Genomic DNA, 22,468 nt, shown 5'->3' with positions numbered 1-22,468 from the left:
CGGTGACGGGGACGCCCCGATCGGGCATACTCGACCCGCCACAGCCACAGGCCGGCTTCTCTCGTGATCCGAGAGGGCAGGATTCGGCTGAGAGAACCCATGATGTCCGGGCAGCGCCCGGGACCACCCGGCGGCGCCGCTCACACCCCGCGCGCGCGACCGCCGCAACGCCCGACAGGGAGGAGAGCACCGTCATGTCCGACCGTGCCCCGCAGCCGGTGGAACGCCGCCTGCCCACCGAGGAGTCCCGGCAGCTCGTCGCACTCGTGCGCGACATCGTGTCGAAGGAGATCGCGCCCCGGGCCGCCGATGAGGAGGAAGCGGGTCACTTCCCCCGCGAGGTCTTCACCCTCCTCTCCGAATCCGGTCTGCTCGCACTGCCCTACGCCTCCGAGTACGGCGGCGGCGACCAGCCGTACGAGGTCTACCTCCAGGTGCTCGAAGAGCTGGCCGCGGCCCGGCTCACCGTCGGCCTCGGCGTCAGCGTCCACTCGCTGGCCTGCCACGCCCTCGCCGGCTTCGGCACCGAGGAGCAGCGGGCCGCCCGTCTTCCGGCCATGCTCGCGGGCGGACTCCTGGGCGCGTACTGCCTCTCCGAGCCCGCCTCTGGCTCCGACGCCGCCTCGCTGCGCACCAAGGCCGTACGGGACGGCGACGACTGGGTCCTGACCGGCACCAAGGCGTGGATCACGCACGGCGGCGTCGCGGACTTCTACACGGTCCTGGCCCGCACCGGTGTGGACGGCCCCCGGGGCATCACCGCGTTCCTGGTGCCCGGGGACGCCGACGGGCTCGGCGCCGCGGCGCCGGAGAAGAAGATGGGCATGAAGGGCTCGCCCACCGCCCAACTGCACTTCGACGGGGTGCGGGTCGGGGACGACCGCCGGATCGGTGACGAGGGGCAGGGCTTCGCCATCGCCCTGTCCGCGCTCGACTCCGGACGGCTGGGCATCGCCGCCTGTGCCGTCGGCGTGGCTCAGGCGGCCCTCGACGAGGCGGTCGGATACGCCACCGGGCGCCGCCAGTTCGGCCGCCCCGTCGCCGACTTCCAGGGCCTGCGCTTCATGCTCGCCGACATGGCCACCCGGATCGAGGCGGGACGGTCCCTCTACCTGGAGGCGGCCCGGCGGCGCGACGCGGGCCTGCCCTTCTCACGGCAGGCGGCGATGGCGAAGCTGTTCTGCACCGACGCGGCCATGAGCGTCACCACCGACGCGGTCCAGGTGCTCGGCGGCTACGGCTACACGCTCGACTTCCCCGTCGAGCGGCTGATGCGCGAGGCCAAGGTGCTCCAGATCGTCGAGGGCACCAACCAGATCCAGCGGATGGTCATCGCCCGCCACCTCGCGGGCCCCGAGTCCCGCTGAGCCACGGCCCCGAGTCCCGTGGGGCCGTAGGGCCCGAGTCCCGCCGAGCCGTAGGGCCCGATTTCGCGACGAGCCGTGCCGGCCGGCGGTCACGCCGGGCCGTGCGGTCCGGTCCGGACGGGCGGGTGACGTCATGGCCCTCGGGGTCCTGACGGCCCGGCCCGTGGCCCGCCCCTTCCGGCACCGGGGCCGCACACGGAACACCGCCGCGCGGACGGCCCGGCGGCGGTGAGCGGTGCGTGTGGGTGTCAGGCGGCGCGGCGCAGGGTGGGTGCCACCCGCAGCGGCCGCGAGCCGGGGCCCCCGGCGTGCGAGAAGGGCTGCATCCGCCAGTCGAGCCCCTGAGGCAGCGTCAGCAGCAGCCCCGCCTCCTGCTCGTGGACCTCCAGCGACTCGTCCGCCGGGCGCGCCTGCGAGGCACCGCGGCCCGTACCGGCGCACACGGTGAGCACGAACGGGTTCCACGGGGTGGGGCACAGGGCGTGCTCGGGCAGCACGTCCTCGTCCGCCAGCAGGGCGATGGGCTGCGCGCAGTCCGGGCAGATCACGCGGTACATCTCGTACGTGTCGTCGTACGCGTCGGAAGCGGAGTCCTCGTCAGGATCGACGGGTTCCGGTTCGGTACGCCCGGTGGGCTTCAGGCTCTGCATGGGATATTCCCCCCTCGGGTGGGCCGGCTCGGCGCCACGGCCTCGACCACACCAAGCACTTCCCGTGGGGGCACGGCCGTAACCTCCAGGTCGGCGGCTACCCATCCGTAGCCGTGTGGCGTTCATCACATGACCCTCGAACGTGCCCTTCCGGGGCCCTCGCGGCTGTGCCTGGAGGCACTCGGGGCCATAGGTTGACCGCATGGAGGAGCTGGACCGTCAGATTGTGGAGTTGCTCGTCAAGGACGGGCGGATGAGCTACACCGACCTGGGCAAGGCCACCGGCCTGTCCACCTCGGCCGTTCATCAGCGTGTCCGCCGGCTGGAGCAGCGCGGGGTGATCCGGGGCTACGCCGCGGTCGTCGATCCCGAGGCCGTCGGCCTGCCCCTCACCGCGTTCATCTCGGTGAAACCGTTCGACCCCAGCGCCCCGGACGACATCGCCGAACGGCTCGCGGGGGTCCCGGAACTGGAGGCCTGCCACAGCGTCGCCGGCGACGAGAACTACATCCTCAAGGTGCGGGTGGCCACCCCCCTGGAGCTGGAGCACCTGCTCACCCGCATCCGCACCCTGGCGGGCGTCTCCACCCGTACGACCGTCGTCCTGTCCACCCCCTACGAGGCGCGGCCCCCGAGGATCTGAGGCGCGGAGGGGGCGCCTCCCGGAGGGCGCCTGCCAGGGGGCGGGGACAGAAGCGCTCCGGGCAGGCGCGAGACTGGACCCATGACCCAGAGCACCGCCCCCCAGAGCGAACACCGCACCGTGCTGCTGCGCGGTGGAGACGTCCACAGCCCCGCCGACCCGTTCGCCACCGCGATGGTCGTCGAACGCGGCCATGTCGCCTGGGTGGGATCCGAAGGGGCGGCCGACGCCTTCGCGGGCGGGGTGGACGAGGTGGTCGACCTCGAAGGCGCCCTGGTCACCCCGGCGTTCACCGACGCCCATGTGCACACCACCGCGACCGGCCTCGCCCTCACGGGACTGGACCTCTCCGGGGCCCGGACCCTCGCCGACGCCCTCGGCTCGGTGCGTGCGTACGCGAACGCCCACCCCTCGCGGCGGGTCGTCCTCGGCCACGGCTGGGACGCCACGCGCTGGCCCGAGCAGCGCCCGCCCAGCCGCGCCGAACTCGACGGGGCGGCGGGCGGCCGGGCCGTCTACCTGCCCCGGATCGACGTCCACTCGGCCGTCGTGACCACCGCCCTCCTCGACCTTGTCCCCGGCGTCCGGGACCTGGCCGGCTACCACCCCGACGCCCCGCTGACCGGCGCCGCCCACCACGCGGTGCGCGCGGCGGCCCACGCCGCCGTCACCCCCGCGCAGCGCGCCGAGGCCCAGCGCGCCGCCCTGGCCCGAGCGGCCTCCCTCGGCATCGGCACCGTCCACGAGTGCGCCGGCCCGGAGATCTCCGACGAGGACGACTTCACCGGCCTCCTGGCCCTCGCCGCCGAGCGGCCCGGCCCCCGGGTCTTCGGCTACTGGGCGGACCTGGTCGAGGACGGGAAGGGAGCCGCCCGGATCCGCGAACTCGGCGCCGTCGGCGCGGCCGGGGACCTCTTCGTCGACGGCTCCCTCGGCTCCCACACCGCCTGCCTCCACGAGCCGTACGCCGACGCCCCGCACACCGGGACCGCCCACCTGGACGCCCGGCAGATCGCCGCCCATGTCACCGCGTGCACCGAGGCCGGTCTCCAGGCCGGCTTCCACGCCATCGGCGACGCGGCCCTGACCGCCGTCGTGACGGGCGTACGGGCCGCCGCCGACACCCTCGGGCTCGCCCGCGTGCGCGCCGCCCGGCACCGGGTGGAGCACGCCGAGATGCTGACCCCCGAGACCGTCGCGGCCTTCGCCGAACTCGGCCTCACCGCCTCCGTCCAGCCCGCCTTCGACGCGGCCTGGGGCGGCCCGGACGCCATGTACGCCCGGCGCCTGGGCGCGGAGCGGGCCGCCACGCTCAACCCGTACGCCGCCCTGCTGCGCGCCGGGGTGCCGCTGGCCTTCGGCTCGGACAGCCCCGTGACCCCGCTCGACCCCTGGGGCACGATCCGGGCCGCCGCCTTCCACCGGACCCCGGAGCACCGCGTCTCGGTACGGGCCGGCTTCACCGCGCACACCCGGGGCGGCTGGCGGGCCGTGGGCCGCGACGACGCGGGCGTGCTGGTCCCCGGGGCCCCGGCCGACTACGCCGTCTGGAGCACCGGTGACCTGGTGGTCCAGGCCCCCGACGACCGGGTGGCCCGCTGGTCGACCGACCCCCGCTCCGGCACCCCTGGCCTGCCCGATCTCACCCCGGGAGAGGCCCTGCCCGTCTGCCTGCGCACCGTGGTCGGCGGACGGACCGTCCATGTGAGGCCGAACGAGTGACGCCGGGCCGTTCCGTTCCGCCGATCGTAGGCGCCGCTTCCGCGCGACGACCTCCGCCACCCGGTCACTGACCAGGCGTTTTGGGAAGAAACCGCAGGTGGGGCGGGTGTTGACAGAAAGCGCCCGGAGGCCGGTAGGTTCGGCCGGGTCCACCACTGGACGTCCGGCCGGGCAGACCTCCACGCAGTCGTCGAACGCCGCTGGGTCACGGGGTGGTGTGCCGCACCGGCGCACCACCACTGACAGCCAGGTTCAGCGCCCGCGCCTCGGGGGCGAGGAAAGGTTGCGTCCGGACGGCAGGTGCGACCCGGGTGGGGCCCGGCGGTTCAGTAGACAACGGCTTTCGGTCGACCCGCAGCCAGCGGGTCCCAGGTCGGCCCGAAGGACACCGGGCCCCCATCCGCAGTTCGATGCTTTCTGTCCGTGTATCCACGCTTCCTCCCGGGGCCTGCCCGGCGATCCGGCACGACACCTTCCCACCGTGTCGGAGTCCGGACCCCGCGCGCTCGATATGGTGTGCACCTGCGTACGGACATTAAGGGGCAGTAGTGAACGACGGCGGTCAGAGGCAGTTCGGCCCGCTCGGCAAGGTCTTGGTGATCATTCCGACCTACAACGAGGTCGAGAACATCAAGCTGATCGTCGCCCGGGTGCGCGCCGCCGTTCCGGAAGCCGACATCCTGGTCGCCGACGACAACAGCCCCGACGGCACCGGCAAGGTCGTGGACGAGCTGGCCGCGGCCGACGAGCAGATCCACGTGCTGCACCGCAAGGGCAAGGAAGGCCTCGGCGCCGCCTATCTGGCGGGCTTCCGCTGGGGCTCCGAGCACGACTACGGCGTGCTCGTGGAGATGGACGCGGACGGCTCCCACCAGCCCGAGGAGCTGCCCCGCCTGCTGACCGCGCTCAAGAACGCCGACCTGGTGCTGGGCTCGCGCTGGGTCCCCGGCGGCCGGGTGGTCAACTGGCCCCGGCACCGCGAGATGATCTCCCGTGGCGGCAGCTTCTACTCCCGGATGCTGCTGGGCCTCACGGTCCGGGACATCACCGGCGGGTACCGGGCCTTCCGCACCGCGACCCTCCAGGGCCTCGGCCTCGACGAGGTCGCCTCCCAGGGGTACTGCTTCCAGGTCGATCTGGCACGCCGCGCCGTCGAGGCCGGGTACCACGTCGTCGAGGTGCCCATCACGTTCGTGGAACGCGAGATCGGCGACTCCAAGATGAGCCGGGACATCCTGGTCGAGGCCCTGTGGCGGGTCACGGGCTGGGGCATCACGGGCCGCGCCGACAAGATCCTGGGCCGCAAGAAGTCCTGAGACCCGGGCGGGGCGCCGTTCATGATCACCCCCTTACGTCACTCGGACGCCCGGGCAGGCACACTGGTGGCATGACGACCGGCACCCCGCCCACGAACCGTCCCCGACGCTCGCGCGCCCGCACCGTCCTGCCGCTGGCCATCGCGGCCTGGCTGGTGCTGGAGATCTGGCTGCTGATCCTGGTGGCCCGTGCCGCCAACGGCTTCACCGTGCTGCTGCTCCTGGTCGCCGGTCCCGTGCTGGGGGCCACGGTCGTCAAGCGGGCCGGACGGCGGGCCTTCCGCAACCTCACCGAGACGCTCCAGCAGATGCCGGGGCAGCCGGGCGCGTCGCCCACCGGGCAGCCGGCCGCCCCGGGCAGCAAGGGCAACGGCTTCCTGATGCTGGGCGGCGTGCTCCTGATGATCCCCGGCATGATCTCCGACGTGGCGGGTCTGCTCCTGCTGCTGCCCCCGGTGCGCTCCCTGCTCAGCCGGTACGCGGAACGCTCGCTGGAACGCCGGATGCGGGCGGCGGCGGCCCCAGGAGGCCTCTCGGAGGCCTTCCAGCAGGCCCGGATCCACCGTCCGGACGGGAAGGTGGTCCAAGGCGAGGTGATCCGCGAGGACGGCACCGACGCCCGCCAGGGCCCCGACGACGGCACCGGCGACCACCGGCCCCCGCTCGACCGCTGACACCGGGAGCGGTCCCCGGCCCCGGAGCCGGGGACCGTACGCGCCGAGAGAGCGCGTGGCGGCCACGGACCGCGTACGGAAAGAGCCGCGGGCCGTGACACCTGGTCGGTGTCACGGCCCGCGGCTCTTGTGCTCGCTGTGCCGCCGTACCCGGTGTGCGGGTCAGGCGGACTTCCTGCTGTCGCGCGGATGCACGGCGATGTTCATGGCTCCGGAGCGCAGAACGGCCAGCCTCTCGGCCAGCACCTCCTCCAGCTCTTCGCGGGTGCGCCGCTCCATGAGCATGTCCCAGTGCGTACGCGCGGGCTTGCCCTTCTTCTCCTCGGGGCCGTCGCCGTCCACCAGGAGTGCCGTGGCGCCGCACGCCTTGCACTCCCACTCCGGCGGAATTTCCGCCTCTACCGAGAACGGCATCTCAAATCGATGGCCGTTCGGGCATGCGTACTCCACCGCCTGGCGCGGGGCCAGATCGATGCCGCGGTCCGTCTCGTAGCTGGTAACCACGAGTCGCGTGCCGCGGAGAGCTCGCTCACTCATGAATCGTGCCTCCCGGGCTTGTCGCCCACAGGACAGGTGTCGCTGTCGTCGTCATCCGGTCAACGTCCGGTCGGCGGTAAAGATTCCCGTTGCCGGTCCTGCGTCGCCCGTCGTGCCGCTGCTTTATCAGGGTTGAGTACCCACCACCGCCCGGTTTGTCACCTATGGCGGAAGTTATCACCCAACGGTTCGGCTTCTTCCGCTCGCAGTAACGGTCCTCCGGGCAGGCCAAAGGCGTACACTACCGGCCTTTGACTTCAACGTCTAAATCCGGTCCGGTACGGGATTGCCCGCGGCGGCCACACCCGCCCGCACGGGAACCCGTGCCAGCAGCACGGCACCGAGAGCGAAGAAGATCACCAGGGACAGGATGGCATCCCGATAGCTCCCGGTCAGCTGATATCCGAGACCGAACACCAACGGCCCAAGCCAGCTGAGTCCCCGGTCGCTCATCTCGTACGCCGAGAAGTACTCCGCCTCCTTGCCCCGCGGCACCAGATGCGAGAACAGCGAGCGCGAGAGCGCCTGGCTGCCGCCCAGCACCAGGCCGATCGCCGCGGCCAACGTGTAGAAGAACACCGGCGCGCCGGCCGGCATCACGAACGCCCCGGCCAGGATCAGCGTCCAGACGACCAGCGACCCCAGGATCGTGCGCTGCGCGCCGTGCGTCCGGGCCAGCCGTCCCATCCCGAGCGCCCCCGCCACCGCCAGCACCTGGACGAGCAGGACGGCGGTGATCAGCGTCGTCTGGTCGAGGCCCAGCTCCTCGGAGCCGTACACCGAGGCCTGGGAGATCACCGTCTGGATGCCGTCGTTGTAGACCAGATAGGCGAGCAGGAAGGCCAGCGTGACCGGGTGGCGGCGCATGTCGCGCAGCGTCGCCCGCAGCTGCCGCCAGCCCGACCCCACCGCCCCCTCGCCGGACGGGGCCACCCGGCGGTCGCGCAGCCGGCGCAGCGGGACGAGCGTGAAGGCACCCCACCACACACCCGCCGAGGCGAGGCAGACGCGGACCGCGTCCGCTTCGGAGAGGCCGAAGGAGTCGTGGCCGGTGTAGAGGACCAGGTTGAGGACCAGCACCAGCGCGCCCGAGGTGTAGCCGAACGCCCAGCCGCGCGAGGAGACCGTGTCGCGCTCCTGCGGGGTGGCGATCTGCGGCAGATAGGCGTTGTACAGCACCATCGACACCGAGATCGACGCGTTCGCCACGATCAGCAGGAACGCCCCCAGCAGATAGCGCTCGCCGTCCAGGAAGAACATGCAGGCCGTCGCCGTCGCCCCGGTGTACGCGGCCGCCGCCAGCAGCGGCTTCTTGCGTCCCGTGCGGTCCGCGACGGCCCCCGCCAGCGGCATCAGCAGCACCGCGACGACCACCGAGACCGAGACGGAGTACGCGAACAGCGACCCCGCCCGCACGGGTATGCCCAGCGGGTGCACATACCCGTCCGCGTCGGCGGCGGCCTTCGCGACCGATGTCAGATACGGGCCGAGGAAGACCGTGAGGACGCTGGTGGAGTAGACGGAACACGCGAAGTCGTAGAAGTACCAGCCGCGCTGTTCCCTCGTACGGGCCGCCTCCGGATCCGCCGTTCCCTCGGTACCCGTACCGGTGCCCGTGCTCACGCGGCGCGTCCCCCTCGCTCGTCCTGTGCTCACGCGGCCGGTCCGGCGGTCAGGCCCAGGCCCCCCGGTCGCTCAGCACCGTGCGCAGCGTCTCGATGTGATCGGTCATGATGCCATCCACCCCGAGGTCGAGGAGAGCCGCCATCCGTTCCGGTTCGTTGACCGTCCAGACATGGACCTGGAGGCCCCGGGCGTGCGCCGTGCGCAGGAAGGCGCGGTCCACCACCCGCACACCGTGGCTGCTCTCCGGTACCTGGACGCACACCGCCCCGGCCCGCACCGCCGCCGGCAGGCCGTACGAGCGGAGCCGCAGCCCGAGCACGCCGCGCACCCCGTAGGAGGTCGCCAGGCGCTCACCTCCCAGACGGTGCGCCCGGGCCACCCGCGCCTCGGAGAACGAGCCCACGCACACCCGGTCAAAGGCGCCGGTCCGGCGGATCAGGCCGAGGAGCGGGAGCAGCGCGGCCTCCGCCTTGACGTCCACGTTCCAGCGGGCGCCGGGGAACTCCTCCAGCAGGTCCTCGAAGAGCGGCAGCGGCTCGCTGCCCGCGACCCGTGCCCGGCTCACCTCGCTCCAGGGCAGCCGGCCGATCCGGCCCCGCGCGTCCGTGACCCGGTCCAGGGTGGCGTCGTGGAAGGCGACCAGGCGGCCGTCGGCGGTGGCGTGCACATCGGTCTCGAAGTACCGGTAGCCCACCCCGGCCGCCCGGCGGAAGGCGGCCACCGTGTTCTCCAGCCCGTCCGCGGCCCCGCCCCGGTGGGCGAACGGGATCGGCGAGGGGTGGTCCAGGTAGGGATGGCGCCCCCGGGACGCCGCGTTCACTGCTGTCACCGCGGAAGTATCGCCCCTCGCGGGGGACCGGCGCCGTCCGGGAGGCCGTCGTCCGGGCCGGGGAGCGCGAACACGCGCAGGAAGAGCTGGGCGAGCGGTCCGATGGACAGCGCGTACAGCACGGTGCCGGCGCCGAGCGAACCGCCGAGCAGGAAGCCGGTCACCACCACGGCCACCTCGATCGCCGTACGCACCAGCCGCAGGGAGCGCCCGGTGAGCCGGTGCAGACCGGTCATCAGCCCGTCCCGTGGCCCGGGGCCGAAGCGCGCGGAGATGTACAGACCGGTCGCCACCCCGTTGAGCCCGATGCCGGCGGCCAGCACGGGTATCTGCGCGGCGAGCCCGTGCACGTCCGGTACGAGGGCCAGCGTCCCGTCCATCGCGATGCCCACCGCGAAGACGTTGGAGACCGTACCGAGCCCCGGGCGCTGTCTGATCGGGATCCACAGGAGCAGGACGACCGCCCCGACGACGATCGAGACGACACCGATGGACAGCCCCGTCCGCCCGGCGAGCCCCTGGTGCAGCACACCCCACGGCTCCAGGCCCAGCCCGGCCCGCACCAGGAGCGCCGAACTCGCCCCGTACAGCGCGAGCCCCACGTACAGATGGACCAGCCGCCGGGGGACCCGGGCCCGGCTCCGGGCGGTGACATCGGACACGTGGTACCCCCTGTGGCGACGGTGGACTGACGCATGTCACTGTGTGGCGGGGGATCGGCCGCCAACCATGGCCAATCCAAGAGAGGTGGACTGATTTCCATGGCGCAGTGGACGTCGACGGTGGGGGCCGCTCAGCTGGCCCGGCAGCTCCAGGCCCAGCAGCCCCGCCCCCTGCCCCCCGGCGGCCGTAAGCCACCCGCCTACCGTGCCCTCGCCGACGGGGTGCGCCTGCTCGTGCTGGAGGGCCGGGTCCCGGTCGCCGCCCGGCTCCCCGCCGAACGCGAACTCGCCCTCGCGCTCGCCCTCAGCCGGACCACCGTCGCCGCCGCCTACGAGGCACTGCGGACCGAGGGCTTCCTGGAGTCCCGGCGCGGCGCGGGCAGCTGGACGGCCGTCCCGGCGGGCAACCCGCTGCCGGCGCGCGGCCTGGAACCGCTGCCCCCGGAGTCCCTCGGCTCGATGATCGACCTGGGCTGCGCCTCGCTGCCCGCCCCGGAGCCCTGGCTGACCCGGGCCGTGCGGGGCGCCCTGGAGGAGCTGCCGCCGTACGCCCACACCCACGGTGACTACCCGGCGGGCCTGCCCGCCCTGCGGCAGACGATCGCGGACCGCTACACCGCGAGCGGCGTCCCCACGATGCCGGAGCAGATCATGGTCACCACGGGCGCGATGGGCGCCATCGACGCGATCTGCCACCTGTTCGCCGGACGCGGCGAACGTATCGCGGTGGAGTCGCCGAGCTACGCCAACATCCTCCAGCTGATGAAGGAGGCGGGCGCCCGGCTGGTACCGGTGGCCATGGAGGAGGGGCTGGGCGGCTGGGACATGAACCGGTGGCGCCAGGTCCTCCGCGATGCCGCGCCCCGGCTGGCGTACGTCGTCGCGGACTTCCACAACCCGACCGGTGCCCTGGCCGACGAGCCGCAGCGCCGCGCCCTGGTGGAGGCCGCCCGTTCCGCGGGGACGGTGCTCATCGCCGACGAGACGATGAGCGAACTGCGCCTGGACGAGGTCGGTGTGCCGCGCCGCGTCTGCGCGTTCGACCCGGCGGGCAGCACCGTCCTGACCGTCGGGTCCGCGAGCAAGGCGTTCTGGGCCGGCATGCGGATCGGCTGGGTCCGGGCCGCCCCGGACGTCATCCGCAGCCTGGTGGCGGCCCGCGCGTACGCCGACATGGGGACGCCGGTGCTGGAGCAGCTCGCCGTCAACTGGCTGATGCGCACCGGCGGCTGGGAGGAGGCCGTGGCCCTCAGGCGTGGCCAGGCGCGGGAGAACAGGGACGCGCTGGTGCGGGCGGTGCGCCGGGAGCTGCCGGAGTGGGAGTTCGAGGTGCCGCACGGCGGACTGACGCTGTGGGTGCGGACCGGCGGGCTCTCCGGGTCGCGTCTCGCGGTGGCCGGTGAACGGGTGGGCGTACGCGTGCCCTCCGGGCCCCGCTTCGGGGTGGACGGCGCCTTCGAGGGCTATGTACGGCTGCCGTTCACCGTGGGCGGCCCGGTGGCGGACGAGGCGGCGGTGCGGCTGGCGGCCGCGGCGGAGCTGGTCGGGTCCGGGGCGGCCGCCGGGGCGGAGGCCCCCCGCACGTTCGTGGCCTGAGCGGCGGCGGACGCGCCCGGCGGAGCGCGTCACCCCTCCGCGACGGCCGGGGCCGCCACCAGGGCGTCCCGGTGCGCGGGGACGGACCCGGCCGCGTCCTCGCACGGCGCCGCCTCCGGCACCCGCTCGACCGGGGCCAGGGCGCCGGGCAGCAGATCGAGGACCGCCTGCCGGTGCGCCTCGCTCGTCGCCCCGTCGTACGGGTCCGGGGTCGCCGGCACCTGGAGCCGCAGCACCGGGCCCGTGCCGAGCCGGGCGTATCCCCGGCCCGGCGGCATGTCGGGGGTCGGCGTGGTGTGCGGCTGGACGCCGAGCACCGACCGCACCTGGTCGCGGGTGGCGGGGCCGAGGACGGCGCGGGCCCGGGTGTGGGCCCGTACGGTCTCCGCGAGGGCGTCCAGGGCGTCGAAGTGGTCCGCCACGACCACCGTCACCCCGGCGGCCCGGCCGTGCCGCAGCGGCACCTGGAGCAGCTCCTGGGGGTCGGGCCGGCCCTCTGCCGCGGCCAGGTGGCCGAGCGCGCTCGGCCGGTCCAGCAGGATCCACAGGGGCCGCTTGACGTCCTCCGGCTCGGGGTGGCCGGCCTGCCGGGCCCGGTTGGCGGCGATCAGCCGGCGCTCCGTCTCGTGCGCGGCCCACTCCAGCGTGGCCAGCGCCCCGGACAGCCCGCATTCGACGGCCAGGACGCCGTCGCGTCCGCTCAGGCAGGCGTACTCCCCGGTGCCCGCGCCCTCGACCACCAGGAGGTCGCCCTGCTGGAGGGCCTGGAGGGCCAGGGAGCGCATCAGGGTCGTGACGCCGCTCCCGGGCTGTCCGACGGCCAGCAGATGCGGCTCCGTCGACCGGGAGCCGGTGCGCCAGACCACCGGCGCGGCGTCCCGGGTGGTGTCGCCGTCCCGTACGGGTACGGTGCGCCCCACCGCGTCGGCGTCGGTGAACCCGAGGACCGTCTCTCCCGGCGCGGTGACGAAGCGCTGGGCGGCGATCGTGACCGGCAGCGGGTCGAGCACCGTCATCAGGAGGCGGTTGCCCTCCTCGTCCCAGGAGAAGTGGTACTCGCGCCCCCGGCCCGACTTGGTGTCCAGGACCTGTTCGACGCGGGTACGGGCGGCGGGGTCGCCGTCCGGGAAGTAGGCGGGGTAGGTCACCTGGAGCCTGGTCAGCCGGCCGTCGTCGTCGAACGCGTACGACGAGCCGAACGCCTTGTCCCAGTCGCCGCCGTGCGAGAAGAGCGGGCCGGGGTCCTCGGCCACCGAGAAGTGCGGCACCAGGGCCTCGTACAGCGACCGCAGCCGCGCGGCCCCGGCCTCGTCGGGGCCGGTCTTCGCGGGGGTACGCGCCCGGCCCTTCCAGGCGGCGGCGCCCATCACCGAGACCACCGCCAGGACCGGTCCGTGCGGGACGAGCGCCACCCCCAGCACGCAGGCCGCGACCAGGAACAGGACGTGTCCGCGCCGGTCCCTGGGGGTCGCGGCCCACTTCTGCCGTGCCGCTCCCGCCAGCAGCCGCAGGCCCCGGGTGACGGTGATCAGCGGATGGAGGACGTCGGTGGCGCTGTCGGCGGCCGTGCGCGCGAACGCACGGCCGCGAGTGATCGAAGCGCCGCCGCTGCTCAGAACGCGGGGGAGTGGTCGCCGGGCCACGTCGGTCTCCTGAAGGGGTGGGAGCGGTCGCGGAGCGTCAGAACTTGATCCCGCCGAGCATGCTGGCGAGGCTCGCCCCGCCGGCGGTGATGCTGGGCGCGATGGCGGTCCCGGCCAGGTAGAAGCCGAACAGCGCGCAGATGAGGCCGTGTGAGGGCTTGAGCCCGTCCTTCTTGAAGAACAGGAAGACGACGACACCGAGCAGTACCACGCCCGAGATGGAGAGGATCATGAGGGTTTCTCCTGGTTGAGGGGGACGGTCACCATGAGTGCTTCCAGCATGACAAAGTGTGTCTATGTGAATAAAGGGGTGATCGGGTGAACAGTGGTACTTTTCACCCGACCGGCGGATATGGGGTGCTCGTCCCCGCCCGCCGCGGCCGGGACCGGCCGGCCGACGCCCCGGGGCGTGCTGGAAAGAACGCTGCCCGCTGTGATCTCTCGCCGCATCCGGGCAGGCTCACGTGGGCTACGGAGCAGTACCCTGTCGATTCACTCGTACGGCCCCCCGCCGTACTCCCCCAGGTCGGCAACGGCGAGAACAGTTATGGAAGGCGGCCCGTCCGATGAGCGAAACCCCCGATCCCGAGGTGGTCGAACTGGCGGCCAAGGTCTTCGACCTGGCCCGCCGCGGCGAGACCGACTCCCTGGCCGCCTACGTCGACGCGGGCGTCCCGGCCGACCTCACCAACGACCGGGGCGACTCGCTGCTCATGCTCGCCGCCTACCACGGGCACGCCCCGGCCGTCACCGCCCTCGCCGGGCGCGGCGCCGACCCGGACCGGGCCAACGACCGGGGGCAGACCCCGCTCGCCGGAGCCGTCTTCAAGGGCGAGCGCGCGGTGGTCGAGGCGTTGCTCGCGGCGGGCGCCGATCCGGCCGCCGGAACACCGTCCGCCGTGGACACCGCACGGATGTTCGGCAAGGCCGACCTGCTGGAACTCTTCGGTGCGCGCTGAGGCGCCGCCCGGACGCCCGGGTGACCGGTGCGCCGTAAATGTGGTCGCGTCGGCGAAATGGCTGGGTCATCATGACGTCGCGGGTCCGCCCCGGACCACCGACGAGAGGCAGAGGAAGATGAGCACCAGGCAGAAGACGACGGTCGGCCGATCATGTTGCCACGCGGCCTAGTGTCGCGGCAGCCAAGGCTCGCCCCGCCGCGACGCCCGGCACGCACTCTCGCCGCACCGGCCGAAAACCCGAGTACATCCAGTACGAGGGCTTCCGGCCGGCACGCCGAGAGCACGCACCTGACGCCGCTCCTCCACGGGCAGACCCTGGCTGACGCGGCACCAGCTCCCCCGGCACGTGGAACAGCACAGTCCCGGTCGCGTCGACAGCTTGATGTGAGGCTTTCCCCATGTTCGATCCGTTCATAGCGCCGAGCGGCACCCTCGTCGGCCTGTTGCAGAGGGGCCGCGGTGACGGCACGCTCCACGCGCTCGCCGCACCCCGTCCCGAAGCCCTCGCGGCGCTCAACCACTGCGTCCTGAGTGATCCGCGCCACGACTGGCAGGTGGAGAACCGCTCCCTCTACTACGCCCGTCTGTACCTCGACCTCGACGGCGGCACCGAGGAGATCGAGGGCCACCTGTGGGCCCCCGAGGACCACCTCGACACCGACGACTCCCGCACGGGCCTCGCCCTCGCCGTCCTGGGCCACCTGGCCTCCTACGGCCGCGAGGACGCGCTGGTCCTGCTGCGCCGCTACGCCGCCACCGGCGCCAACTGGGCCTGGGCCCTGGACGAGCTGGCCCTGCGCGACGACGACAGCGGGCTGCGCTCGCTCGCCGGACCCGTGCTCGACCGCTTCCCCGCCACCCCGCAGGGCGACGCCGAACTGGCCGCCGCGGTGCGGGACGCCTTCGAGCCGCGGCCCTGGCGGCTCTGGGCGGACGACCCGCGCCCGTCGGTCGGCGCCCGGATCCGCGCCGCCGGCGAACAGGGCTCCTTCGACCGCTGGCAGCGGCAGATGCGGCCCGGAGGCCCCCGCCCCGGCTGGAGCGTCCAGGCCGTCTTCGACTGGGCCGAGCAGGGCCTCGCGCGCGGCAGCGTGCTCCATCTGCCCGCCGCCCGCTGCCTGGCCGCCGTCGCCGGCGCCGAGGACCGGCCCCGGATCGTCGAGGCCGCCCGGAACGGCCCGGACGGTGCCCGCTGCGCCGCCCTGCACTACCTCGCCGAGGCACAGGACCCCGCCGTCCTCGACCTCATCGAGGAGGCCGCCGTCAGCGCCTCAGGGACCGTCGCGGACGCGGCCGTGGCCGCGTTCGAGCGGATGTGCGCCGACAGCGCGGTGGAGCGCGCCCGCCGCTGGGCGCACCGGCCCGACGCCCTCGGCGCCTCGGCCGCCGGGGTGCTCGCCTGCCGGGGCACCGCGCAGGACGCCCCGCTCGTCCTCGCCGCCCTGCGCGAGGCCGTCCGCGGCGACGGCCCGGACGCCGCGCGCCTGTGGACCCTCGTCGACGGCACGGGCCGGCTGGGGATCGCCTGCGCCGCCCCCGTACTGCGCCACGTCTACCGGGAGACGTCCTCCTCGCACCTGCGCGGCCGGGCCGCGCGGGCCCTCGCCGCCACCGATCCGTCCTTCGCCACCGGCTTCGCCGTCGAGTGCCTCTGGGACTGCGAGGAGACCACCCGGGAGGTGGCCGCCCTGCACGCGGAGACCGGAGACATCCGGGTCGCCGAACGCCTGCGCAGACTCGCCGCCGACCCGGCCGAGGAGGCCGAGGTGCAGACCGCCGTACGCAGCAGGATCGGCCCCGACGCGGCCGTTTGACCCGCCGCCCCGGGTGTACGGCCGGGGCGGTGCGCCCGGAACGCCAGGCCCGGCCGCCCGCCCCGCCCCGGGGACGCGCCGCACCCGGGGACGCGCCGTGCCCGGGGCCCCGCGGCGCCGTCGCGTCCCGTCTGCGCGGGTCCGTCCCCCGCGCCAGAATGGGGGGATGACCGGACGCTGGGAGTTCTGGATCGACCGGGGCGGCACCTTCACGGACGTGGTGGGCCGCGATCCCGGCGGGCATCTGGTCTCCCGCAAGCTGCTCTCCCAGGACCCGGACCGCTACAGCGACGCGGCCGTCGCCGGCATCCGGCTCCTCCTCGGGCTCGGCCCCCACGACCCGGTCCCCGCCGAACGGGTCGCCGGCGTCAAGATGGGCACCACCGTCGCCACCAACGCCCTCCTGGAGCGCCGGGGCGAACCGACCGTCCTCGTCGTCACCGAGGGCTTCCGGGACGTCCTGCGGATCGCGTACCAGAACCGGCCGCGCCTCTTCGACCGCCGGATCGTCCTGCCCGAGGCCGTGTACGACCGGGTCGTCGAGATCCCGGAACGCCACGACGCCCACGGGCGGACGGTGGTGCCCCTCGACCGCGCCGCCGTCAGCGAACGGCTCGCCGAGGTCCGGGCGGAAGGCATCCGCAGCGCCGCGATCGTCCTGACACACGGCTACCGCCACCCCGGCCACGAGAAGGCCGTCGCGGCGGCGGCCCGCGAGGCGGGCTTCACCCAGATCAGCTGCTCGCACGAGGTCAGCCCGCTGATCAAGCTCGTCCCGCGCGGCGACACCACGGTCGTGGACGCCTACCTCTCCCCGATCCTGCGCCGGTACGTCGACGAGGTGGCCGCCGAACTGCCCGGCATCCGCCTGATGTTCATGCAGTCCAACGGCGGACTGCGCGGCGCCGCCCACTTCCGGGGCAAGGACGCGGTCCTCTCCGGCCCCGCCGGAGGCGTCGTGGGCATGGTGCGCACGTCCGCCCAGGCCGGACACGACCGGGTCATCGGCTTCGACATGGGCGGCACTTCCACCGACGTGTCCCACTACGCGGGCGAGTTCGAGCGGGAACTCGGCACCGAGGTCGCCGGTGTACGGATGCGCGCCCCCATGATGAGCATCCACACCGTCGCGGCGGGCGGCGGATCGGTCCTCCACTTCGACGGGCGCCGCTACCGCGTGGGCCCCGACTCGGCCGGAGCGGACCCCGGCCCCGCCTGCTACCGCCGGGGCGGACCGCTCACCGTGACGGACGCCAACGTGATGCTCGGCCGGATCCAGCCCGCCCGCTTCCCCGCCGTCTTCGGCCCCCGGGGCGACGAACCGCTCGACACGGACGTCGTACGGCGGCGCTTCGAGGAGCTGGCGAAGGAGGTGGCGGACGCGACGGGCCACCCGCGGACGGCCGCCGAGGTGGCCGCCGGCTTCCTGGAGATCGCCGTCCTCAACATGGCCAACGCGATCAAGAAGATCTCCGTCCAGCGCGGCCGCGACATCACCCGTTACGCCCTCACCGCGTTCGGCGGGGCCGGCGGGCAGCACGCCTGCGCGGTCGCCGACGCCCTGGGCATCGACACCGTCCTCGTCCCCCCGCTCGCCGGGGTCCTGTCCGCCTACGGCATGGGTCTCGCCGACGCCACCGCCATGCGCGAGGAGTCCGTGGAGGCCGGACTGGACGAGGAGACCACGGCCCGGGTCCACGACGTCTGCGACCGCCTCGCCGGACGGACCCGCGCCGGCCTCCGCGCCGACGACATCCCCGACAGCGCCGTCTCCACCCGCGCGCGGGTCCTGCTGCGCTACGCCGGGACGGACGCGAGCCTTCCCGTCGCCCTCGGCACACTCACCGCCATGACCGAGGAGTTCACCACCGCCCACCGCACCCGCTACGGGTTCACCATGGACAAGCCCCTGATCGTCGAGACCGTCTCCGTCGAGGCGGCCGGGAGGGCGGGACCGCCGGCCGCCCCGCCGCCGGACGAGGACACCGGCCGCTCCGGCGCGCCGCGCCCCGCCGCCACCGTCAGCGTGTTCACCGGCGACCGGTGGCGGGACGCCGGCCTCCACCGGCGCCGGGACCTGCGCGGCTCCGACACCGTGGACGGCCCCGCCGTCGTCACCGAGGAGGACTCCACCACCGTCGTGGACCCCGGCTGGCGGGCCACCGCGACGGCCTCCGGCCACCTGACGCTGCGCCGGGTGACCCCGCGCCCCGCCAGGACCGCCGTCGGCACCCGGGTCGACCCCGTCATGCTGGAGGTCTTCAACAACCTCTTCATGTCGGTCGCCGAACAGATGGGCGTGCGGCTGCGCGACACGGCGCACTCCGTCAACATCAAGGAGCGCCTCGACTTCTCCTGCGCCGTGTTCGCCCCGGACGGCGGACTCGTCGCCAACGCCCCGCACATCCCCGTGCACCTCGGCTCCATGGGGGAGACCGTCAAGGAGGTGCTGCGCCGCAACGGGGACTCCCTGCGACCGGGGGACGTGTACGCCGTCAACGACCCGTACCACGGCGGCACCCACCTGCCGGACGTCACCGTCGTGACACCCGTGTTCGACGAGGAGCCGGCCGGACGGGACGGCGGCGCCCCGCGCCCGCGCTTCCTGGTCGCCTCGCGCGGCCACCACGCGGAGATCGGCGGCATCACACCCGGCTCCATGCCCGCCTTCAGCCGCACGATCGACGAGGAGGGCGTGCTCTTCGACAACTGGCCCCTGGTACGCGGCGGGACGTTCCGCGAACAGGAGACCCGAGAGCTGCTCACCACGGCCGCGTACCCCTCCCGCGACCCGGACAGCAACCTCGCCGACCTGCGCGCCCAGATCGCCGCCAACGAGAAGGGCATCGCGGAACTGCGCCGCGCCGTCGAGGAGTTCGGCCTGGATGTCGTCCAGGCCTACATGGGCCACGTCCAGGACAACGCCGAGGAGTCCGTACGCCGGATCGTGTCCCGGCTGCGCGACGGCTCCTGCCGCTACGAGACGGACGACGGGTCTGTCATCGCGGTGGAGGTCACCGTGGACCGCGAACACCGCGCCGCCGTCATCGACTTCACCGGAACCTCCGCCCAGCTGCCCGGCAACTTCAACGCCCCCACCTCCGTGGTCATGGCCGCCGTCCTCTACGTCTTCCGGACCCTGGTCACCGACGACCTCCCGCTCAACAGCGGATGCCTCACCCCCCTGGACGTACGCGTCCCGGAGGGGTCGATGCTGGCACCGGTCCTCCCGGCGGCGATCGTCGCCGGGAACGTGGAGACCTCCCAGGCAGTCACCGGCGCCCTGTACGCCGCGCTCGGCGTCCAGGCCGAGGGGTCGGGCACGATGAACAACCTCACCTTCGGCAACGACCGCGTCCAGTACTACGAGACCGTGGCCAGCGGCTCCGGAGCGGGCGACGGATTCGACGGCACCGACGCCGTACAGACCCACATGACCAACTCCCGGCTCACCGACCCCGAGATCCTGGAATGGCGCTACCCGGTGCTGCTGGAGAGCTTCCGCGTACGGGAGGGCAGCGGCGGGGCGGGCCGGTGGCACGGCGGGTGCGGGGTCGAACGCCGCCTCCGCTTCCTCGAACCCGTCACCGTGGCCCTGCTGTCGGGGCACCGCCGCGTACCGCCGTACGGCATGGCCGGGGGCGAACCCGGCGCGCTGGGCGAGCAATGGGTCGAGCGGGCCGGCGGCGGGCCCGTCACCCCCCTGAACGGCTGCGACACCGCCGAACTGGACACCGGTGACGTCCTGGTGCTGCGGACCCCGGGCGGAGGCGGCTACGGGGCAGCCTGAGGGCCGCCCCCGGCCCGTCGCTTCCGCACCGTTTCGACCGTTGTCGGTGCGAGGACCTAATCTGTGCAACGTGACTTCGCCTGCCGACACCCACACCGCCGCGCCGCAGCTCAGCGCGGGGCCGCGGCCCGCCCCGGGCCCGGCCGCCGACGAGGGGCTCTCACGTCGGCTGCGCGCGCTCGCCTGCACCGCCCCGCTGCACGACCTCGACGCGCGCAAGGCGAATCTGGCCGGCGCCTACACGGTGTACGCCATGGCCGAAGTCGCCCTGGCCGCCATCGACCTCGTCACCCTCAACATGGACTTCGACACCGGGGCCGACCACGAGCAGATAGTGGCCAGGCTGCTGCCCAGGATCGCCGCCCAGGCACCGGACCGCCCCGCCACCGAGCACGAGCGCGTCGCCCGCTGGGTCCTGGAGAACCTGATCAACGTCGGCAGCGTGGACCGGGGCTTCCGCGCGGTGTACGGCACCTTCGGGGCCGACGGCGTCTACATCCGCCGGGACTACGACTTCAAGCTCGTCGAGGAGGTCCCCGGACACGGTGGCGGCGTCTACCTCCGCACCACCGACGAAGCGGTCAACGTCCTGGTCGGCGCCCTGGACACCGATGTCACCAGCGCCCAGATCGCCGCCGAGGTGAAGCTGGAGGTCCTCATCAGCCGAGGCCGCCTCGCCGACGCCCAGCTCGCCGCCGAACAGGCCCGCTACCGCACCGTCCAGTACGCGGAGACGCTCCGCAGGACCCTGGAGGCGACCCGGCGCAACGTCCGCGCCGTCGACTGGCTCAACGCCGTCCCCGACATGATCGCCGAAGCGCTCGACCACGTCGCCGACCGCTACCGCCACGAGAACGCGATCCTCACCAACATCCGCAAGGCCAGGGACGAGGCGGAGGAGCCCGAGCACAAGCGGCGCGCCGCCGAACTCGTCGACATCGTGAAGGACTGCATCCGCCGCCACACCCAGCTCCAGTCCCGGCTGCTGGAGGCCGGCCCGCTCTTCCGCGCCGAACAGGACCGCCAGGCCTTCGCCGCGCCCACCGCCCACGCGGGCCTCGACCTGTACGGACAGCTCCTCGCCCCCCTGCTGCCGCTCCCCGTCGACCAGGCCACCCGGGCCACCGACGCCTTCTTCACCCACGGCACCGGACTGCGCACCCCCGTCTCCGTGCGCGTCGGCGACCTCGTCGAGATGCTGCTCACACCCCCGGTCGAACGGGAACACCTGGGCGCCGAGATGCCCGAGCCCGACCTCGTCGCCACCCCCGACGACAGCAGGTTCAGCGAGGAGCAGCTCGCCCACGCCATGGAGCTGCTCGACCTGGACCACGACGTGCCCCGCCGGCTCTCCGGACTGCTGGCCGAGGCGCGGCTCCGCGACCCCGACCTGCCCTACCTGGTCGCCCTGCTCGCGGTCCACGCGGCGAGCCCGCCGGTCGGCACCGCCTACCGCCAGGGCGAGCGCAGACTGCTCTTCGCGGTCGACGACGGCACACCGCTCGACGACCACGAGTTCGGCGGCGCCGACCTGATAGTGGGCACCGCCCTGCTGGACGCCGCGGGCATGGCCGCCGACCGCAAGGACGCCTCGTGAGCGCGCCCGGTCCCGGCCACCGCCACCGGCCGCACCGAGAGAGCGGCACCACCCGTACCGAGGAGCCACCGCAGTGACCGAGCCGTACGCCGAGCCCACCGACGCGTGGGGGGACCCGCAGCCCGCGTACCCGGCGGAGACCGCCCCGCAGACCGCCGCCACGGCCGTCACCCCCGCGGACGCGGCCGACGCCGCCCGGCTCGTCTCCTTCGGACTCCAGCCCAAGCTGATGCCGGCCCGCGACGTCGAGTACGCCGAACTCCTGCGCCGCTACCGCGAGGAGCCCCCGTTCGCCCGGCTCGCCGACGCCGTCGCCACCGGGCTCGGCCTCGTCGTCCTGGAGGTCTCCACCCGCGCCGGAATGGCCGTCACCGCGGCCGAGGACTCCGTCTTCGCCGTACGCATGGGCGACTACGCCCGGAGGGCCTCCTCCGACACCGCCGACCGCTTCCTGCACGGACTGGCCCACCTCGCCGTCGCCGCCATGGCCTTCCCCCGGCCCGAGGACCTCGCCGACGACGCCTACATCGGCCGCATCACGGTCAACGGCGTCGACGCGTTCGTCCGCCAGGCCTGCCACCGGCTGGAGGAGCGCGCCGAGCGGCAGGGCGACAACACCGATCCGGCCACCGACAGCCCCGGCCTGGAATCGGGCTGGCGCGTCTACGCCCGCCGCAGCTCCACCGGTGCCACGAAGGACGCCAGACGGCTCGCCGGATCCACCACCGGCATCATCGGCAAGGCCGTCGCCTTCCTCGCCGACTCCGGCTTCCTCCAGCGCACCGGCGACGACGCGGGCGGCACCTACCGCACCACCGCCCGCTACCAGCTCCAGGTCCGCGACATGGCGGGCGGTGCCGCCATGGCCGAACTGCTGGAGCTCGGCGTCGTCCCGGTCACCGACGGGTCGGCCACCCTGCTGCCCCCGCCCGACGCGGACGGCCTGGAGCTGGCCGCCGACGCCGGTCTGCCCTTCCACTCCTGACCCGCCCCCGCCGAACCGCCCCGCGTACGCCGACGGCGCCGTTGCCGTCCGCTGC

At 73.8% G+C, this 22,468-nt stretch carries 18 protein-coding genes; 11 read left to right on the top strand and 7 right to left on the bottom strand.

Annotated features, from left to right (window positions below; translation table 11 throughout):
* Positions 1-194 precede the first annotated feature (194 nt).
* Positions 195-1,367: an acyl-CoA dehydrogenase family protein gene (locus tag B9S64_RS03720; protein ID WP_103490246.1), complete on the top strand. Its 1,173-nt coding sequence runs from the start codon at positions 195-197 to the stop codon at positions 1,365-1,367.
* A gap of 248 nt (positions 1,368-1,615) precedes the next feature.
* On the opposite strand, the gene B9S64_RS03715 is transcribed toward B9S64_RS03720, so the two are convergent.
* Positions 1,616-2,017 carry a hypothetical protein gene (locus tag B9S64_RS03715; RefSeq protein ID WP_103490245.1) on the bottom strand — a complete coding sequence of 134 codons (402 nt, stop codon included), beginning with the start codon at positions 2,015-2,017 and terminating at the stop codon, positions 1,616-1,618.
* A gap of 202 nt (positions 2,018-2,219) precedes the next feature.
* Between B9S64_RS03715 and B9S64_RS03710 the strand changes: the two genes are divergently transcribed.
* The 4 genes from B9S64_RS03710 to fxsA all read left to right on the top strand — a co-directional run bounded on the left by B9S64_RS03710 (position 2,220) and on the right by fxsA (position 6,372).
* Positions 2,220-2,660 (top strand): Lrp/AsnC family transcriptional regulator, encoded by a 441-nt coding sequence (locus tag B9S64_RS03710; protein WP_010057405.1) that lies wholly within the window; start codon positions 2,220-2,222, stop codon positions 2,658-2,660.
* Positions 2,661-2,741: 81 nt separating this feature from the next.
* Positions 2,742-4,382: an amidohydrolase gene (locus B9S64_RS03705; protein ID WP_109491959.1), complete on the top strand. Its 1,641-nt coding sequence runs from the start codon at positions 2,742-2,744 to the stop codon at positions 4,380-4,382.
* Positions 4,383-4,930: 548 nt separating this feature from the next.
* Complete coding sequence (locus tag B9S64_RS03700) at positions 4,931-5,698, top strand: polyprenol monophosphomannose synthase (RefSeq protein ID WP_103488578.1); 768 nt, start codon at positions 4,931-4,933, stop codon at positions 5,696-5,698.
* A gap of 71 nt (positions 5,699-5,769) precedes the next feature.
* Positions 5,770-6,372, top strand: a complete 603-nt coding sequence (gene fxsA / locus B9S64_RS03695) for an FxsA family membrane protein (RefSeq protein ID WP_103488577.1) — start codon at positions 5,770-5,772, stop codon at positions 6,370-6,372.
* Positions 6,373-6,534: 162 nt separating this feature from the next.
* Here the strand turns inward: fxsA and B9S64_RS03690 are convergent, their stop codons facing one another.
* The 4 genes from B9S64_RS03690 to B9S64_RS03675 all read right to left on the bottom strand — a co-directional run bounded on the left by B9S64_RS03690 (position 6,535) and on the right by B9S64_RS03675 (position 10,026).
* Positions 6,535-6,909 carry an RNA polymerase-binding protein RbpA gene (locus B9S64_RS03690; protein WP_014044757.1) on the bottom strand — a complete coding sequence of 125 codons (375 nt, stop codon included), beginning with the start codon at positions 6,907-6,909 and terminating at the stop codon, positions 6,535-6,537.
* 264 nt (positions 6,910-7,173) lie between these two features.
* The gene (locus B9S64_RS03685; RefSeq protein WP_103488576.1) at positions 7,174-8,532 is read right to left on the bottom strand and encodes an MFS transporter; all 1,359 of its coding nucleotides are present in this window, start codon (positions 8,530-8,532) and stop codon (positions 7,174-7,176) included.
* 49 nt (positions 8,533-8,581) lie between these two features.
* A complete protein-coding gene (locus B9S64_RS03680) occupies positions 8,582-9,355 on the bottom strand; it encodes a glycerophosphodiester phosphodiesterase (RefSeq protein ID WP_103488575.1) in 774 nt (257 codons plus the stop codon).
* Positions 9,356-9,360: 5 nt separating this feature from the next.
* On the bottom strand, positions 9,361-10,026 hold the full coding sequence (locus B9S64_RS03675; protein ID WP_103488574.1) for a YitT family protein: 666 nt from the start codon (positions 10,024-10,026) through the stop codon (positions 9,361-9,363).
* A 99-nt stretch (positions 10,027-10,125) separates the two neighbouring features.
* Here B9S64_RS03675 and B9S64_RS03670 point away from each other — a divergent pair, with 99 nt between their 5' ends.
* Positions 10,126-11,622, top strand: a complete 1,497-nt coding sequence (locus tag B9S64_RS03670) for a PLP-dependent aminotransferase family protein (RefSeq protein WP_109491958.1) — start codon at positions 10,126-10,128, stop codon at positions 11,620-11,622.
* A gap of 29 nt (positions 11,623-11,651) precedes the next feature.
* On the opposite strand, the gene B9S64_RS03665 is transcribed toward B9S64_RS03670, so the two are convergent.
* On the bottom strand, positions 11,652-13,265 hold the full coding sequence (locus B9S64_RS03665) for a hypothetical protein (protein WP_109491957.1): 1,614 nt from the start codon (positions 13,263-13,265) through the stop codon (positions 11,652-11,654).
* Between the two features lie 37 nt (positions 13,266-13,302).
* Positions 13,303-13,497 carry a hypothetical protein gene (locus B9S64_RS03660; protein WP_028444229.1) on the bottom strand — a complete coding sequence of 65 codons (195 nt, stop codon included), beginning with the start codon at positions 13,495-13,497 and terminating at the stop codon, positions 13,303-13,305.
* Between the two features lie 334 nt (positions 13,498-13,831).
* Between B9S64_RS03660 and B9S64_RS03655 the strand changes: the two genes are divergently transcribed.
* The 5 genes from B9S64_RS03655 (at position 13,832) to B9S64_RS03625 (ending at position 22,413) form a co-directional block, all read left to right on the top strand.
* Complete coding sequence (locus B9S64_RS03655; RefSeq protein WP_103488936.1) at positions 13,832-14,224, top strand: ankyrin repeat domain-containing protein; 393 nt, start codon at positions 13,832-13,834, stop codon at positions 14,222-14,224.
* Between the two features lie 401 nt (positions 14,225-14,625).
* A complete protein-coding gene (locus tag B9S64_RS03640) occupies positions 14,626-16,041 on the top strand; it encodes a hypothetical protein (protein ID WP_109491956.1) in 1,416 nt (471 codons plus the stop codon).
* Between the two features lie 166 nt (positions 16,042-16,207).
* Positions 16,208-19,831, top strand: a complete 3,624-nt coding sequence (locus tag B9S64_RS03635; RefSeq protein WP_103489536.1) for a hydantoinase B/oxoprolinase family protein — start codon at positions 16,208-16,210, stop codon at positions 19,829-19,831.
* 70 nt (positions 19,832-19,901) lie between these two features.
* Positions 19,902-21,428 (top strand): hypothetical protein, encoded by a 1,527-nt coding sequence (locus tag B9S64_RS03630; RefSeq protein WP_103489535.1) that lies wholly within the window; start codon positions 19,902-19,904, stop codon positions 21,426-21,428.
* Positions 21,429-21,501: 73 nt separating this feature from the next.
* Positions 21,502-22,413: a hypothetical protein gene (locus tag B9S64_RS03625; protein WP_103489534.1), complete on the top strand. Its 912-nt coding sequence runs from the start codon at positions 21,502-21,504 to the stop codon at positions 22,411-22,413.
* Positions 22,414-22,468 lie beyond the last annotated feature (55 nt).

The organism is Streptomyces sp. SM18 (assembly GCF_002910775.2).
Lineage (GTDB): Bacteria > Actinomycetota > Actinomycetes > Streptomycetales > Streptomycetaceae > Streptomyces > Streptomyces halstedii.
The sequence above is the reverse complement of the archived record's forward strand: the minus strand, read 5'-3'. Positions and strand labels throughout refer to the sequence as shown.